The 14276-nt window shown below is 69.6% G+C and carries 15 protein-coding genes; 6 read left to right on the top strand and 9 right to left on the bottom strand.

The features are described from left to right. Positions 1-75: 75 nt before the first annotated feature. The 4 genes from ACF1B9_RS11945 to dusB all read right to left on the bottom strand — a co-directional run bounded on the left by ACF1B9_RS11945 (position 76) and on the right by dusB (position 3675). A complete protein-coding gene (locus ACF1B9_RS11945; protein ID WP_391740773.1) occupies positions 76-828 on the bottom strand; it encodes a hypothetical protein in 753 nt (250 codons plus the stop codon). A 16-nt stretch (positions 829-844) separates the two neighbouring features. Next, positions 845-1174, bottom strand: a complete 330-nt coding sequence (locus ACF1B9_RS11940) for a helix-turn-helix domain-containing protein (protein WP_391740774.1) — start codon at positions 1172-1174, stop codon at positions 845-847. Then, complete coding sequence (locus ACF1B9_RS11935) at positions 1171-2247, bottom strand: tyrosine-type recombinase/integrase (protein WP_391740775.1); 1077 nt, start codon at positions 2245-2247, stop codon at positions 1171-1173. The genes ACF1B9_RS11940 and ACF1B9_RS11935 overlap by 4 nt, the downstream gene beginning before the upstream one ends. 279 nt (positions 2248-2526) lie before the next feature. Then, a complete protein-coding gene (gene dusB, locus ACF1B9_RS11930) occupies positions 2527-3675 on the bottom strand; it encodes a tRNA dihydrouridine synthase DusB (RefSeq protein WP_391740776.1) in 1149 nt (382 codons plus the stop codon). 70 nt (positions 3676-3745) lie between these two features. Between dusB and ACF1B9_RS11925 the strand changes: the two genes are divergently transcribed. Continuing rightward, positions 3746-5230 (top strand): MFS transporter, encoded by a 1485-nt coding sequence (locus ACF1B9_RS11925; protein ID WP_391740777.1) that lies wholly within the window; start codon positions 3746-3748, stop codon positions 5228-5230. Here the strand turns inward: ACF1B9_RS11925 and ACF1B9_RS11920 are convergent. Next, a complete protein-coding gene (locus ACF1B9_RS11920; RefSeq protein ID WP_391740778.1) occupies positions 5203-6117 on the bottom strand; it encodes a helix-turn-helix transcriptional regulator in 915 nt (304 codons plus the stop codon). The genes ACF1B9_RS11925 and ACF1B9_RS11920 overlap by 28 nt on opposite strands. A 101-nt stretch (positions 6118-6218) precedes the next feature. Between ACF1B9_RS11920 and ACF1B9_RS11915 the strand changes: the two genes are divergently transcribed. Next, positions 6219-7688: an MFS transporter gene (locus ACF1B9_RS11915; protein WP_391740779.1), complete on the top strand. Its 1470-nt coding sequence runs from the start codon at positions 6219-6221 to the stop codon at positions 7686-7688. A 90-nt stretch (positions 7689-7778) separates the two neighbouring features. Here the strand turns inward: ACF1B9_RS11915 and ACF1B9_RS11910 are convergent, their stop codons facing one another. The 3 genes from ACF1B9_RS11910 to ACF1B9_RS11900 all read right to left on the bottom strand — a co-directional run bounded on the left by ACF1B9_RS11910 (position 7779) and on the right by ACF1B9_RS11900 (position 10026). Then, positions 7779-8027, bottom strand: a complete 249-nt coding sequence (locus ACF1B9_RS11910; protein WP_391740780.1) for a DUF6243 family protein — start codon at positions 8025-8027, stop codon at positions 7779-7781. 296 nt (positions 8028-8323) lie between these two features. Then, the gene (locus ACF1B9_RS11905) at positions 8324-8527 is read right to left on the bottom strand and encodes a hypothetical protein (protein WP_351079151.1); all 204 of its coding nucleotides are present in this window, start codon (positions 8525-8527) and stop codon (positions 8324-8326) included. Between the two features lie 116 nt (positions 8528-8643). Continuing rightward, a complete protein-coding gene (locus tag ACF1B9_RS11900) occupies positions 8644-10026 on the bottom strand; it encodes a glycine--tRNA ligase (RefSeq protein ID WP_391740781.1) in 1383 nt (460 codons plus the stop codon). Between the two features lie 208 nt (positions 10027-10234). On the opposite strand from ACF1B9_RS11900, the gene ACF1B9_RS11895 reads away from it, so the two are divergent. The 4 genes from ACF1B9_RS11895 to ACF1B9_RS11880 all read left to right on the top strand — a co-directional run bounded on the left by ACF1B9_RS11895 (position 10235) and on the right by ACF1B9_RS11880 (position 13405). Beyond that, positions 10235-11188: a metal ABC transporter substrate-binding protein gene (locus tag ACF1B9_RS11895; RefSeq protein ID WP_391740782.1), complete on the top strand. Its 954-nt coding sequence runs from the start codon at positions 10235-10237 to the stop codon at positions 11186-11188. 38 nt (positions 11189-11226) lie between these two features. Further along, positions 11227-12009, top strand: coding sequence for a metal ABC transporter ATP-binding protein (locus ACF1B9_RS11890; RefSeq protein ID WP_391740783.1), 783 nt, complete (start codon positions 11227-11229; stop codon positions 12007-12009). 2 nt (positions 12010-12011) lie between these two features. Further along, positions 12012-12905 carry a metal ABC transporter permease gene (locus tag ACF1B9_RS11885; protein ID WP_391740784.1) on the top strand — a complete coding sequence of 298 codons (894 nt, stop codon included), beginning with the start codon at positions 12012-12014 and terminating at the stop codon, positions 12903-12905. 65 nt (positions 12906-12970) lie between these two features. Then, positions 12971-13405, top strand: coding sequence for a Fur family transcriptional regulator (locus tag ACF1B9_RS11880; protein WP_266361624.1), 435 nt, complete (start codon positions 12971-12973; stop codon positions 13403-13405). Positions 13406-13442: 37 nt separating this feature from the next. On the opposite strand, the gene ACF1B9_RS11875 is transcribed toward ACF1B9_RS11880, so the two are convergent. After that, complete coding sequence (locus ACF1B9_RS11875) at positions 13443-14264, bottom strand: isoprenyl transferase (RefSeq protein WP_391740785.1); 822 nt, start codon at positions 14262-14264, stop codon at positions 13443-13445. Positions 14265-14276: the final 12 nt, after the last annotated feature.

Below are 14276 nucleotides of genomic sequence, written 5' to 3'. Positions count from 1 at the left end.
GCTCCTCTCACCGCCCCGTGACCCGGCCCGACACGCCGGATCACCTCTGCAGATCAACCCGTACGCACCTCTGCATCAGAGCCCGTACGCCGACATGCCGTCGAGTTTTCGCTCCAGCCACCGGTCGACGGCGGGGGCCCGGTCGTCGGCGAACAGGCCGAGGCGATCGAGGACTTCGGCTGTCCGCACGACGGGAAGCCCACGGATTCGTAGGGCCGGAAAGAGCTCGGAGTATCGGATCGATTCACCTTCGCGGAAGCCGGACAGCACGATGACCAGGGCTCGGTTCACGTCGCTGGTGATCCAGCGGCTCCAGCCGCGGGCCTCTCCAAGGGCCCGGGCTGCCTGCTGGGCTCGGACCAGCCAGGGGTTGGCGAGGTCTGCGTGGAGTTCCCGGTCGAACCGGCGGAAGTCCCGAGTGGCAGTGAACAGCGCCAGTTGCGTTGACATGGTGATCACGCGGTGCGGTTCGGGAACCGGTGGTCGCTTCAGGACGCGCCGCCCGGCCTTGCCGACCCGGGGTCCGCCGTTCTTGGGTCGCTGGAGGTTCGCGAAGAACAGCTGCTGGCAGGTCACCCGTCGTAGGTACGGCTCGATCACCGAAGCCTTGCCGCTGGCCTTGATCGCCCAGGTCGCCTGAGCCCGGCAGAGACGGCAGTAGCCGTGCTTGTCATCGACCGGGACCTGCCGCTGGCAGCCGACGCACTCGCCGACGGCGTGCAGCTGGCCGTAGGTATAGCAGCCGCGGCAGAACCGGCCGGGAAGCTGCCCCCAGGCGAAACAGCCTGAGCAGGAGGCCGCCGGCTTGTTCTCGCTGATCTTCCCCATGGTGATGGCGGCCAGGTCACATAGGCGGCAGCGAACGGCCGTCGCGCCGCTTGGGCACGACGGCCGGGGCCACCATCGAGCCGGTCGTGGCCTCCTGGACTCCAGCCTGCTGACCTGGGCGGCTGACCTTCCCGGGTTCGGGAATTAGCAGATCGCCGATCTCACAGCTGAGCACGACACAGATCACGTCCAGGTCCTCCAACTTGAGGGAGACCGGCTGCCCGGACCACAGGCCGGACATCTTCCCGGCCGAGATCACCAAGCCGTGCTCGGCCAGGCTCCGCTGGAGCTCGGACGCCTTCCAGATCCCCTTGTTCGCCGCGGTCAGCCGCAGGTTCCACTTCATCCCATCAGTCCTTCCAGCCGCTTCGCGGCCCGCTGCTGCCCGGACACCCAGGCGTCCTCGACCCGGGTCTGCTGGACGTGGATGTACCGCATCGTGGTGGCGATCCAGGAATGTCCGAGGACCTCCTGGATCCCGAGCAGATCAAGCCCTCCGAGGTAGAGCTCGGATGCACAGAAGTGCCGCAGGACGTGCGGCGTCAGCGTGTCTGCCCAGCCGGGCAGATGGGCTTCCGCCGCGGAGGCCAGACCGTTACGCAAGGCGTCGTCGCCGACTCGGCGCGAGGAGCCGTCGGTGTTCTTGCGCTCGGAAGGAAACAGCGGGGCCCCGGGCCGAGTGTGATCGTCGTCGAACTGGCCCCAGACGTCCTCGATGAACCACCGCAGCGTGCGGTCGGCACCGTTGATCAGCGGCACCATCCGCTCACGCGGGCCCGAGCCACGGGCGCCCTTGCCGTGCCGCACATGGAGCTTGCCGAAGCGGCCCAGCTCCCACTTGATGTCGGCCAGGTCGAGCTTGCATGCCTCGCTCACCCTGAGTCCGACCTGCGACATCAGTTTCGATGCAGTGTAGTTCCGCGCGGTCGGGGCGAACTTGCGGCAGGTCGCCAGCTCGCCGCCCCAGCCAGTGAACAGCGTCTTGATCTCCGGCTCGGTCGGCGGGATCCGCAAAGCCGCGTCCTTGGATCCCCGCGGCCGGTTCATCTCATCGATCGGGCACTCGACGACCCGACCGGTCATCCGGTGGATCTCGACCTTGTGCCGCAGTTCCAAGAACAGGAAGTACGTGGTCAGCGCCTGCGCGCGGGCCAGCCGGGTGCCGCTCGGCGAGCCCCGCAGCACCTTCCCGAAGTACCCGTCGGCGTCGGCTGGCTCCATATCCCACAGCGGCCGGCCGAACCAGGCCCGCATCTGGTCCAGGTGCCCGACGTCTCCTCGGATGGTGCCGTCCGCCAGCCCCGCCGAAGCCCGCGCGAGAACGAACCCGGCGAGCACGTCGGTCTCGAACTGCTCCAGTTCCTCCGCCGAGACCGGATCGCGGAACTCGCGCAGGTCGCGTACGGCTGCCAGCGCCAACCCGAGCCTCCTCGCCTTACCCCGATCACAGATTGATCGGACGAAGTGAGAACGCTTCGAGAATCCTGAAGTTACGTCACCGGCTCGAAAAGCACCCCAAGGAGACAGAACACCCTGGCCACGGGGACAAGGGCTCCGCAGGGCTCAGGGGAACTCACGGGATGTCGCACACAAGGGGTGTGAGGGGCGTGAGGGGCCTGAGAAGCCCGGAAAACCCGAAGGGCCCGGAAAGGCCCGGGGGCCCGACCGGGCCCCGGTCGGGCCCCCGGCGACGCCTCTTCAGCCGCCCGAGGTGTCCAGCTCCGCGTCCGCGCTCACTCCCGCGCAGTCGTACGGGTCCTTCAGCCAGCCGTCCGGCAGCACGACCCGGTTGTTGCCCGAGGTGCGCCCGCGCGGCCCGTCCGCGCCGTCCGGCCACGGCTGATCCAGGTCCAGCTCCCGCAGCTGCCCGCCCAGCTCATCCAGCGACGAGGTGATCGCCAGCTTCTTGCGCATCTCGGAGCCGACCGAGAAGCCCTTGAGGTACCAGGCCACATGCTTGCGGAAGTCGATCACGCCGCGGGCCTCGTCGCCGATCCACTCCCCCAGCAGCGTCGCGTGCCGCAGCATGACGTCGGCGACCTCGCGGAGAGCCGGCGCCCGCCGCGTCCGCGTACCCTCGAACGCGCTCACCAAGTCGCCGAAGAGCCACGGGCGGCCCAGGCAGCCGCGCCCCACGACCACTCCGTCGCAGCCGGTCTCGCGCATCATCCGACGGGCGTCGTCCGCGCTCCAGATGTCGCCGTTGCCGAGGACGGGGATCTCCGGGACGTGCTCCTTGAGCCGGGCGATGGCGTCCCAGTCGGCGGTACCGCCGTAGTGCTGCGCGGCCGTCCTGCCGTGCAGGGCGACGGCCGTCACGCCCTCCTCCACGGCGATCCGGCCCGCGTCGAGGTAGGTGGTGTGGTCGTCGTCGATGCCCTTGCGCATCTTGATGGTGACCGGCAGCCCGCCCGCGTTGGAGACCGCCTGGTTGAGGATCGCGCGCAGCAGGGGCCGCTTGTACGGGAGCGCCGAGCCGCCGCCCTTGCGCGTCACCTTGGGGACCGGGCAGCCGAAGTTCAGGTCGATGTGGTCGGCGAGGTTCTCGTCGACGATCATGCGGACGGCCTTGCCGACAGTGACCGGGTCCACGCCGTACAGCTGGATCGAGCGCGGGGTCTCGCTCGCGTCGAAGTGGATGAGCTGCATGGTCTTCTCGTTGCGCTCGACCAGCGCGCGCGTGGTGATCATCTCGCTGACGAACAGCCCCTTGCCGCCGGAGAACTCCCGGCACAGGGTGCGGAACGGAGCGTTGGTGATACCGGCCATGGGCGCGAGCACCACCGGCGGCTGCACCGTGTGCGGGCCGATCCGGAGCAGCGGGGGCGAGGGGGCGAGCGTGGTCATTGCTCCATTGTCGCGTACGGCGCGGAGCGGACCGCCAGCAGAGTTCGTTAGTTAACCGTACTATCCATGTATGCCCGAGCTGAGCCCCCGCCGACAGCAGCTGGTACTGGCGATCTGCTGTATGAGCCTGCTGATCGTCAGCCTCGACAACACCGTCCTCAACGTCGCCCTGCCGTCCATGCAGAAGGAACTGCACGCCACTGTGGCGGGCATGCAGTGGACGATCGACGCCTACACCCTCGTCCTCGCGTCGCTGCTGATGCTCGCGGGCTCCACCGCCGACCGGATCGGGCGCCGGAAGATCTTCAAGATCGGACTCGTCCTCTTCACCCTCGGCTCGGTCCTCTGCTCCCTGGCGCCCAACCTCGAGTCGCTGGTGGCGTTCCGGATGGTGCAGGCGGTGGGCGGCTCGATGCTGAATCCCGTCGCGATGTCGATCATCACCAACACCTTCACCGACCCCCGTGAGCGGGCCCGCGCCATCGGGGTGTGGGGCGGCGTCGTCGGCATCTCCATGGCGGCGGGCCCGGTGATCGGCGGCCTGCTGGTGGATTCGGTCGGCTGGCGGTCGATCTTCTGGATCAATCTGCCGGTCGGTCTCGTCGCGCTGCTGCTCACCTGGCGGTACGTCCCCGAGTCGCGCGCCCCGAAGCCGCGCCGCCCCGACCCCGTGGGGCAGCTGCTGGTGATCGCGCTGCTCGGTTCGCTGACGTACGCGATCATCGAGGCGCCCTCGGCGGGCTGGGCCTCGCCGCGCATCCTGACGTTCGCCGCGCTCGCCGCCTTCGCCGTCGTCGGGCTGCTGCTGTACGAGCCCAGGCGCCCCGAGCCCCTCATCGATCTGCGGTTCTTCCACAGCGCCCCGTTCAGCGGCGCCACCGCCATAGCGGTCTGCGCGTTCGCCGCGCTGAGCGGGTTCCTCTTCCTCAACACGCTGTATCTGCAGAACGTGCGCGGTCTGAGCGCGCTGCACGCCGGTCTGTACATGCTCCCGATGGCCGCCCTGACCTTTGTCTGCGCACCCCTGTCCGGGCGGCTGGTCGGCAGCCGGGGGCCGCGGCTGTCGCTGCTCGTCGCGGGAGTGACCATGACGGCGTGCGGGCTGCTGTTCGCCGCGTTCGACGCGGAGACGGACAACGTCCTGCTGTTCACCGGCTATGTGCTGTTCGGCCTGGGCTTCGGCATGGTGAACGCCCCGATCACCAATACGGCCGTCTCCGGGATGCCCCGCTCGCAGGCCGGTGTGGCGGCGGCGGTCGCCTCGACCAGCCGACAGGTCGGCGGAACGCTCGGGGTCGCCGTGATCGGTGCGGTGCTGGCCGCCGGCGTGGCCGGTACCGGGTCCCCACGGGGCGCCGCGTACGCGGCGGCGTTCGTGGACGCGAGCAAGCCCGCCTGGTGGGTCCTCACGGGGTGCGGGGTGTGCGTCCTGCTGGTGGGGGCGCTGACCAGTGGGCACTGGGCCCGGGAGACGGCACGTCGGACCGCGGAGCGGCTGGCGACGCCGACGGATGCCCCGGTCGAGGATCAGGCCTCGGCGAACTCCAGGGCCTGAAGGCGCCGCAGCCGCTGCGCGGTCTCGTCGTCGGCGGGTGTGTACGTCACCATGCGAGGCCCGGGCGAGGGGCCGAGCCACAGGTCGGTGTGGTCGAGGCGGAGCAGTCCGACATGGGCGTTGCGGAAGATTTTGGTCCGGCCGCCGGGGCCCACCACCTCGTGCCGCGCCCAGAGCTCGCGGAACTCCGGTGAGACCGCCTCCAGCCGGCCGAGGAGCGCCTTCCACGCGGGCTCGGCCAGATGTCCGGCCATCGACCTGCGGAACTTTGCGGCCATGACCCGGTTCATCTCGGGGAGATCGACGACGGCGGCGCGCCACTGGGGGTTGGTGTAGGAGAGGATCATGCAGTTGCGGTCGTCGGGGTCGACGGCGTCCAGGTCGCAGAGCAGCCGCCCGTAGGTCCGGTTGTACGCGAGGATGTCGTACCGGCTGTTCTGGATGCAGGCCGGAACAGGGTCCAGCTGCCGCAGCATCTCGCGCAGCGCCGGGGTGATGCTCGGGCAGTCCGCGCCGGGCGACGGGTCGACGGCCCCGGCGAGCGAGAAGAGATGGCCGCGCTCGGTGCGGTCGAGCAGCAGGGCGCGGGCGAGTGCGTCGAGGACCTGGGGCGAGACCTGGATGTCGCGGGCCTGCTCCAGCCAGGTGTACCAGGTGACGCCGACCGCGGAGAGCTGGGCGACCTCCTCACGCCGCAGGCCGGGGGTGCGCCGCCGCGGACCGCGGGGCAGACCCACCTGCTCAGGGGTGATCCGCTCACGGCGGCTGCGCAGGAAGTCCGCGAGTTCGTGCCGCCGGACGTCGGGCTCGGAGGGATCGGGCCGCTGGGGAGCCGGTGCCCCGGACACCACGCGTACATCGGGCGACTCGCTCGCCATCGTCGTCATACCTCCAGCGTGCCGAACGGCCCGGCACTCTGCCAGGTGCTGCTTGTACCAGGATAAAGACACTCTGGTACCAGGCTCGGATGACGGCGATTCTCGACGGCGTGAGTGAATCAACTGTACGGACGGAAGTATCCGCCACCACCGCCCGGGCGGTGCGGCACGACCACCCCACTCCGGTGCTCGGCGCACTCGGACTGTTCACCGTGCTGCTCGGCGCGGCACTGCCGCTGATCGACTTCTTCATCGTGAATGTCGCCCTGCCGACGATCGACCACGATCTGAACGCGGGCCCCGCGCTGCTCGAACTGGTGGTCGCCGGCTACGGACTGGCCTATGCCGTGCTGCTCGTACTCGGCGGCCGGCTCGGCGACACGGCCGGACGGCGGCGGCTCTTCCTGCTGGGGATCGCAGCCTTCGGTATCACCTCGCTCGCCTGTGGGCTCGCCCCGGACGCCTGGACACTCGTCGGGGCACGGGTGGCGCAGGGCGCGGCGGCGGCGCTGATGCTGCCGCAGGTGCTCGCCACCATTCAGGCGGCCACGTCCGGGCACCGGCGGGCGAGGGCGTTGAGCCTGTACGGGGCGACGGCCGGGCTCTCCATGGTCGCGGGCCAGATCCTCGGCGGTGTGCTCGTCGCCGCCGCCCCGATGTCATCGGTGTTCGGCGAGAGCGCGGGCTGGCGTTCGGTGTTCCTGGTGAACGTTCCGGTGGCGGCGGTGGGGCTGGTGCTGGCCGCCCGCGCCGTGCCGGAGACCCGTTCCGACAAACCCGCGCCGATCGACGTACCGGGCACACTGCTGCTGACCGTGTCGCTGCTGACGCTGCTGGCTCCGCTGACGGAGGGGCGCGCCGCGGGCTGGCCGGTGTGGACCTGGGCCTCGCTGGCCCTGTTCCCGTTCGCCGCGTACGCCTTCTACCGGGTCGAGCAGCGGGCCGACCGGCTCGGGCGGACCCCGCTGGTGCCGCCGAGTCTGCTGCGGCTGGAGTCGCTGCGGCGCGGGCTGGCGCTGGTGGTGCCGTTCTCGATCGGTTTCGGCGGCTTCATGTTCGTGATCGCGGTGGCGCTGCAGCAGGGGCTGGAGCTCGGCCCGGCGGCCGCGGGTCTGTCGATGGCCCCGATGGCGGTGGCCTTCTTCGTGGCGTCCCTGGCGGGTCCACGACTGATCCTGCGGTACGGCAGCCGGGTCGTGACGGCGGGCGGGGTGATCCAGGCGGTGGGCGTACTGGTGCTCGCGCTCACCGTGTGGCAGCGGTGGTCGGGCCTCGGCGTGCTGGGGCTGATGCCGGGGGTCGCGATCGCGGGGTTCGGACAGGGGCTGCAACTGCCCGTCCTGTTCCGCATCGTGCTCTCCGACGTACCGGCCGCGCGAGCCGGTGTGGGCGGCGGGGTGATGACGACCACTCAGCAGGCCGCGCTGGCCCTGGGCGTGGCCACGCTCGGCACGCTGTTCCTCTCCCTGGCCCCGGGCTCCGGGATGCGGGACGCGCTGGCCATGACGCTGCTGGTGCAGCTGGCCGCGGTGGTCCTGACGACGCTGCTGAGCCTGCGGCTGCCGCGCAGAGTGGCGTGAGCACGCGGGGCGACGGGGCGCGGACACGGGCGGGGGCCCGGATCACTTCTGGTGATCCGGGCCCCCGGTCGTACGGATGATGAGGAGATGTCAGCTCTGTGCCGACGTGTCCTGCTCGGACGCGCTCGGCTGCGCGGAGCCGTCCGACGACGGCACGGTCTGCGCGGAGGCCGACCCCGACTGTGCGCGCTCACGCATCTTGCGCACCAGCTCCTGCTTCTGGTCGGCAGCGGTCTTGCGGTCGGCATCGCGCGCAGGGCCCACGCCCTGCTGATCGGCGCGGGACAGCTTCTTGCGCTGTCCGCCCACACCGAGGAGGTTGTTGCGGCTCTTGGCCACGGTGTTCTCCCATTCGTGGTGAGAAGTGAGGTCTGAAGCGACCTGGAATCGATCCGATGGGCGGCGGGTGGTCGGGCCCGCCGCGCGCTCACTCGTAGATCTGGAAGAACGAATACATGCCGGAACCGTACCCCGGCCGGACCGGGCCGGGCACCTGATTTTCCGCGCGCCCCGGCAGGGTCCCGCCACCACGGCCGAGTTCAGCGGCGCGCCGGCCCCCTGCCGCCCGGCCCCTGCGCGCGACGGCCCCACGGCGACGATCCCGCGCACGACGGCGCCGGGCGCGGGCGGTCCGCTCAGGCGGTCGGGTCGACCGTCGCCTGATGGGCCTCGGCGAGATGTTCCCCGGCCTTGAGCCAGGGCAGGAACTGCACCCCCTTGCGCCATCCGCAGGTGTCGCAGCTCAACTGCCGCTGCATCCCCGACTTCGTCACGTGGACGACGTGTTCACGGCCGTGCTGATCCCATCTGCTGACCTTGCTCGTGGTCATGGACGGCATCGGAGCCTCCTGTGGACGCGTGGGCGCGCGGGCGCGACGCTCGGCGTGGACAGTGTGCAACGAAGCCCCCGGTTCCGTACGGGGAACCGGGGGCTTCGTCGTCGGACCGTGGTGCGTCAGCAGCCCAGCAGCCGGGCGCCGAGGTAGGCCTGGATCTGGTCCAGGGAGACGCGCTCCTGCTTCATGGTGTCGCGCTCGCGCACGGTGACCGCGTTGTCGTCGAGCGTGTCGAAGTCGACGGTGACGCAGAACGGCGTACCGATCTCGTCCTGACGGCGGTAGCGGCGGCCGATGGCACCCGCGTCGTCGAACTCGATGTTCCAGTTCTTCCGCAGGTCGGAGGCGAGGCCCTTGGCCTTCGGCGACAGCTGCGGGTTGCGGGACAGTGGCAGGACGGCGACCTTGACCGGCGCGAGGCGCGGGTCGAGACGCATCACGGTGCGCTTCTCCATGACGCCCTTGGCGTTGGGCGCCTCGTCCTCGATGTACGCGTCGAGGAGGAAGGCGAGCATCGCGCGGCCGACACCGGCCGCCGGCTCGATGACGTAGGGGGTCCAGCGCTCGCCGGCCTCCTGGTCGAAGAAGGACAGATCCGTGCCCGAGGCCTTGGAGTGCGCCTTGAGGTCGTAGTCCGTGCGGTTGGCGACACCCTCCAGCTCGCCCCACTCACTGCCGCCGAAGCGGAAGCGGTACTCGATGTCGGCGGTGCGCTTGGAGTAGTGGGAGAGCTTCTCCTTCGGGTGCTCGAACCAGCGCATGTTCTCCTCGCGCATGCCGAGGTCCGTGTACCAGTTCCAGCGCTGGTCCATCCAGTACTGCTGCCACTCCTCGTCCTCGCCCGGCTTGACGAAGAACTCCATCTCCATCTGCTCGAACTCGCGGGTACGGAAGATGAAGTTGCCCGGAGTGATCTCGTTCCGGAAGGACTTGCCCATCTGGGCGATGCCGAACGGCGGCTTCTTGCGCGAGGTCTGCTGGACCTGGCCGAAGTTGGTGAAGATGCCCTGCGCGGTCTCGGGACGCAGATAGGCGACCGAGCCGGAGTCCTGGGTCGGGCCGAGGTGGGTGGAGAGCAGACCCGAGAACTGCTTGGGCTCGGTGAAGGTGCCCTTGTTGCCGCAGTTGGGGCAGTTGAGCTCGGCCAGGCCGTTCGTGGGCGCGTGACCGTGCTTCTCCTCGTACGCCTCCTCCAGGTGGTCGGCGCGGAAGCGCTTGTGGCAGGAGGTGCACTCGGTCAGCGGGTCGGTGAACGTGGCGACGTGGCCGGAGGCCACCCACACCTCGGGGGCCAGGATGACCGACGAGTCGAGACCGACCACGTCCTCGCGCGAGGTGACCATGTAGCGCCACCACTGGCGCTTGAGGTTCTCCTTCATCTCCACGCCCAGCGGCCCGTAGTCCCAGGCGGCGCGCTGACCACCGTAGATCTCACTGCAGGGATAGACGAAGCCACGGCGCTTGCTCAGGCTGACGATGGAGTCGATCTTGTCGGCGGCCACGGTGCTCTCTTCATTACGACGACGAAACTGGACAGGGTGGCGCGAAGCGCCTCGTGGGGGGGGTGGTGCTCGGGAGACGGGCGGGCGAATGCTTCAGATTACCGGCGGGCACTCCCCTTCGATCAAATCGGTATCGGCGCGGACGGCCGAGCGGTCATCTCATCAGGCTTGTTGACAATCGTTTCCACTTTTGTTGAAAATGACTGTCATGAACGTAAGCCGCCTCATACCCACCGCCGCCGTTGCCGGAGCAGCCGCCCTCGGCCTCACGGTGCTCACCGCCTGCTCCGGCTCGAATGCCGCCGATCACAAGAACGGCGACAAGCTGAACGTGGTGGCCTCGTTCTATCCCATGCAGTTCCTGGCCGAGCAGATCGGCGGGAAGCATGTCTCCGTCACCACGCTGACCAAGCCAGGGGTCGAGCCGCACGATCTGGAGCTCACCCCGCGGCAGATCGGCGGACTCGGTGACGCCGACTACGTCCTCTACCTCAAGGGCATCCAGCCCGCCGTGGACGACGCCATCAAGCAGTCCGGCGCGAAGGACGTCGTCGACGCCTCGAAGCTCACCGCGCTGGAGGACCACGGCACCGAGACCGGAGCCGACGAACACGGTCATGAGCACCACGGCGACGAGGCCGGAGCCGACCCCCACATCTGGCTCGATCCCGTGAAGTACGCCGAGGTCGCCAAGGGCGTCGGGAAGTCGCTGGAGAAGACCGACCCGGACCACGCCGCGGACTACCGCAAGAACACGGACGCGCTGGTCACCAGGCTCGACGGCCTGAACACGGCGTACGCGAACGGCCTGAAGAACACCACGACCAAGACCTTCATCACCACGCACTCCGCCTTCGGCTACCTCGCCGAACGCTACGGCCTGACCCAGGAGGGCATCGCCGGCGTCGACCCCGAGGCCGAGCCCAGCCCCGCCCGGATCGACGAGATCCACACCATCGCGAAGAAGAACAAGGTCAGCACCGTATTCTTCGAGACGCTCGCCAGCGACAAGACCGCGAAGACCCTCGCCAAGGACACCGGACTGAGGACCGACGTCCTGGACCCGCTGGAGGGAATCACGGACAAGTCCAAGGGCGCTGACTACATCGAGGTCATGCAGTCCAACCTCGCCGCCCTGCAGAAGGCGCTCGGCGCGAAGTGATCCACGCAACACCCATCGCAGCAGTATCGGAGTCGCTCATGCCCGAGTCCGGGAGCACCACGACCGAGCCCGTCATAGCCCTGCGGGGCGCCACGGCCGCACTCGGCGCGCGTGTGGTGCTGCGCGGCATCGACCTGACCGTCCACCGCGGCGAGGTCGTCGCCCTGCTCGGCGCCAACGGCTCGGGCAAGTCGACCGCCGTGCGCTCCGTCATCGGCCAGGTGCCGCTCTCCGGTGGTTCCGTCGAACTGTTCGGCACCCCGCTGCGCCGCTTCCGCACCTGGGCGCGTGTCGGTTACGTCCCCCAGCGCACCACGGCGGCCGGCGGTGTCCCCGCCACGATCCGTGAGGTCGTCTCCTCCGGGCGGCTGTCCCGTACGAAGCTGGGGCTGCTGCGCAAGGCCGACCGGGCCGCCGTCGACCGGGCCATCGAGCTCGTCGGCCTCGCCGACCGGGCCAGGGACTCGGTGGACGCGCTCTCCGGCGGACAGCACCAGAGGGTACTGATCGCGCGGGCGCTGGCCGCCGAACCGGAGCTGCTGATCATGGACGAGCCGATGGCCGGCGTCGATCTGGCCAGCCAGGAGATCCTCGCGGCGACGCTCCGGGAACAGGTCGCGGCCGGCACCACGGTGCTGCTCGTCCTGCACGAGCTCGGCCCGCTGGAGCCGCTCATCGACCGCGCGATCGTGCTGCGCGACGGCTGTGTGATGCACGACGGGCCGCCCCCGAAGGCGCTGGGCCAGCACGCCCTGCCCGGACACGACCATGTACACCCCCACGCGGCTTCCGAGCCCGTCCGGACCGGACTGCTGAGCTGATCATGGAATTCCTCCACCCTCCGTTCATGCAGCGGGCCCTGCTCGCCGCCGTACTGGTCGGCGTCATCGCCCCCGCCGTCGGCGTCTACCTCGTCCAGCGCCGCCAGGCCCTGATGGGAGACGGCATCGGTCATATCGCGATGACCGGTGTCGGCCTCGGCTTCCTGCTCTCCACCAGCCCGGTGTGGATGGCCACGGCGGTCGCCGTCGTCGGCGCCGTCGCGATGGAGCTGATCCGCTGGTACGGGCGCACCCGCGGGGACATCGCGCTGGCCATGCTGTTCTACGGCGGCATGGCGGGCGGTGTCCTGCTGATCAACCTCTCCGACACCGGCTCCAACGCCAACCTCACCTCGTACCTCTTCGGCTCCCTGTCCACGGTCTCCACCGAGGACGTCACCGCGATCTGTCTGCTGGCCGCCTTCGTGCTGCTGGTGACGCTGGGGCTGCGCAGGCAGCTCTTCGCCGTCAGCCAGGACGAGGAGTTCGCCCGGGTCACCGGCCTGCCGGTGCGCGCGCTGAACCTGCTGGTCGCCGTGACGGCGGCGGTGACCGTCACCGTGGCGATGCGGGTGGTCGGGCTGCTGCTGGTCAGCGCGCTGATGGTGGTGCCGGTCGCGGCCGCGCAGCAGATCTCCAGGTCCTTCAAGGTGACCTTCGTACTGTCGGTCGTCATCGGTACGGCGGTGACCCTGGCGGGCACCGTGACCTCGTACTACCAGGACGTCCCGCCCGGCGCGACGATCGTGCTGCTGGCCATCGTGGTCTTCGTCGGCCTGACACTGCTCGCGACCCCGCTGGCCAGAAGGCGCGCCCGGCAGAGCGAAGCGGCGTCCGGGGAGTGCACTCTTGAGGTACCGGCCTCCCGTTCGGCCACGGACGAACTCCGGGTTTGACCGTGACGCCCGGGCGGGCTGGCACAATGGCCCGACACAGGTACGGGCGACACGAGGAGGCTGCTGTGGCGACGGCGCCGATCAGTGGAACGAACGCGGCCCCGGTACGCGGCCGGTCGACCCGGCAGCGGGCGGCGGTGGCGGCGGCGCTCGACGAGGTGGACGAGTTCCGCAGCGCCCAGGAGCTGCACGACGTGCTCAAGCACCGCGGTGACTCGGTCGGGCTGACCACCGTCTACCGCACCCTTCAGTCCCTCGCCGACGCGGGCGAGGTCGATGTGCTGCGCACCACGGACGGCGAGTCCGTGTACCGGCGCTGCTCGACCGGGGATCACCACCACCACCTGGTGTGCCGGATGTGCGGCAAGGCCGTGGAGGTCGAGGGCCCCGCGGTGGAGCAGTGGGCGGAGACGATCGCCGCACAGCACGGATATGTGAACGTGGCGCACACGGTGGAGATCTTCGGAACGTGCGCGGAGTGCGCGAGCGCGAAGGGCTGACGACGGTCCGGGGGCGGCGCCCCCGGACCTCCCTTCCTCAGCCCTTCGGCTCCTGGACCGCTTCCACCGCGCCGCCGAACCGCCGGTCCCGCTGGGCGTACTCCAGGCAGGCCCGCCACAGGTCGCGGCGGTCGAAGTCCGGCCAGAGCACGTCCTGGAAGACCATCTCGGCGTAGGCGCTCTGCCAGATCAGATAATTGGACGTGCGCTGCTCACCGCTGGGGCGGACGAAGAGGTCGACGTCCGGCATGTCCGGGTAGTAGATGTACTTCGCGAACGTCTTCTCGTTGACCTTCGACGGGTCCAGCTTCCCGGCCGCGACGTCCTGCGCGAGGCGCTGTGCGGCGTCGGCGATCTCGGCCCGGCCACCGTAGTTGACGCAGAAGTACAGCGTCATCTTGTCGTTGTCCTTCGTCTGCTCCTGGGCGACCTGGAGCTCCTGGACGACGGACTTCCACAGCTTGGGCATGCGCCCCACCCAGCGGATGCGGATGCCGAGTTCGTCCATCTCGTCACGGCGGCGGCGGATGACGTCCCGGTTGAAGTTCATCAGGAACTTCACCTCCTCCGGGGACCGCTTCCAGTTCTCGGTGGAGAACGCGTACAGCGAGAGGTTCTTGACGCCCATCTCGATGCACCCCTTGAGGACGTCCATGACGACGCCCTCGCCGACCTTGTGGCCCTCGGTGCGCGGGAGGCCGCGTTCCTTGGCCCAGCGGCCGTTGCCGTCCATCACGACGGCGATGTGCTTGGGCACCAGCTCGCCGGGGATCTTCGGGGGCGTGGCTCCGGAGGGGTGCGGCTCCGGGGTCTTGTAGTCGCGCCGGTTACGGCCGCCGAGCATCCCGCGTACTGCCATGAACTGTCTCGC

Origin of the sequence: Streptomyces sp. NPDC014727 (genome assembly GCF_043083485.1) — a bacterium.
Taxonomy (GTDB): domain Bacteria; phylum Actinomycetota; class Actinomycetes; order Streptomycetales; family Streptomycetaceae; genus Streptomyces.
This window is presented reverse-complemented; position numbering and strand designations above follow the sequence as displayed.

What these genes read in the sequence shown, in the direction of transcription:
- ACF1B9_RS11940 (WP_391740774.1), bottom strand. Translation starts at nt 1,174, where the DNA reads ATGAAGTGGAACCTGCGGCTGACCGCGGCGAACAAGGGGATCTGGAAG.
- ACF1B9_RS11945 (WP_391740773.1), bottom strand. Translation starts at nt 828, where the DNA reads ATGGGGAAGATCAGCGAGAACAAGCCGGCGGCCTCCTGCTCAGGCTGT.
- ACF1B9_RS11925 (WP_391740777.1), top strand. Translation starts at nt 3,746, where the DNA reads ATGCCCGAGCTGAGCCCCCGCCGACAGCAGCTGGTACTGGCGATCTGC.
- ACF1B9_RS11885 (WP_391740784.1), top strand. Translation starts at nt 12,012, where the DNA reads ATGGAATTCCTCCACCCTCCGTTCATGCAGCGGGCCCTGCTCGCCGCC.
- ACF1B9_RS11890 (WP_391740783.1), top strand. Translation starts at nt 11,227, where the DNA reads ATGCCCGAGTCCGGGAGCACCACGACCGAGCCCGTCATAGCCCTGCGG.
- ACF1B9_RS11875 (WP_391740785.1), bottom strand. Translation starts at nt 14,264, where the DNA reads ATGGCAGTACGCGGGATGCTCGGCGGCCGTAACCGGCGCGACTACAAG.
- ACF1B9_RS11905 (WP_351079151.1), bottom strand. Translation starts at nt 8,527, where the DNA reads ATGCCGTCCATGACCACGAGCAAGGTCAGCAGATGGGATCAGCACGGC.
- dusB (WP_391740776.1), bottom strand. Translation starts at nt 3,675, where the DNA reads ATGACCACGCTCGCCCCCTCGCCCCCGCTGCTCCGGATCGGCCCGCAC.
- ACF1B9_RS11920 (WP_391740778.1), bottom strand. Translation starts at nt 6,117, where the DNA reads ATGACGACGATGGCGAGCGAGTCGCCCGATGTACGCGTGGTGTCCGGG.
- ACF1B9_RS11895 (WP_391740782.1), top strand. Translation starts at nt 10,235, where the DNA reads ATGAACGTAAGCCGCCTCATACCCACCGCCGCCGTTGCCGGAGCAGCC.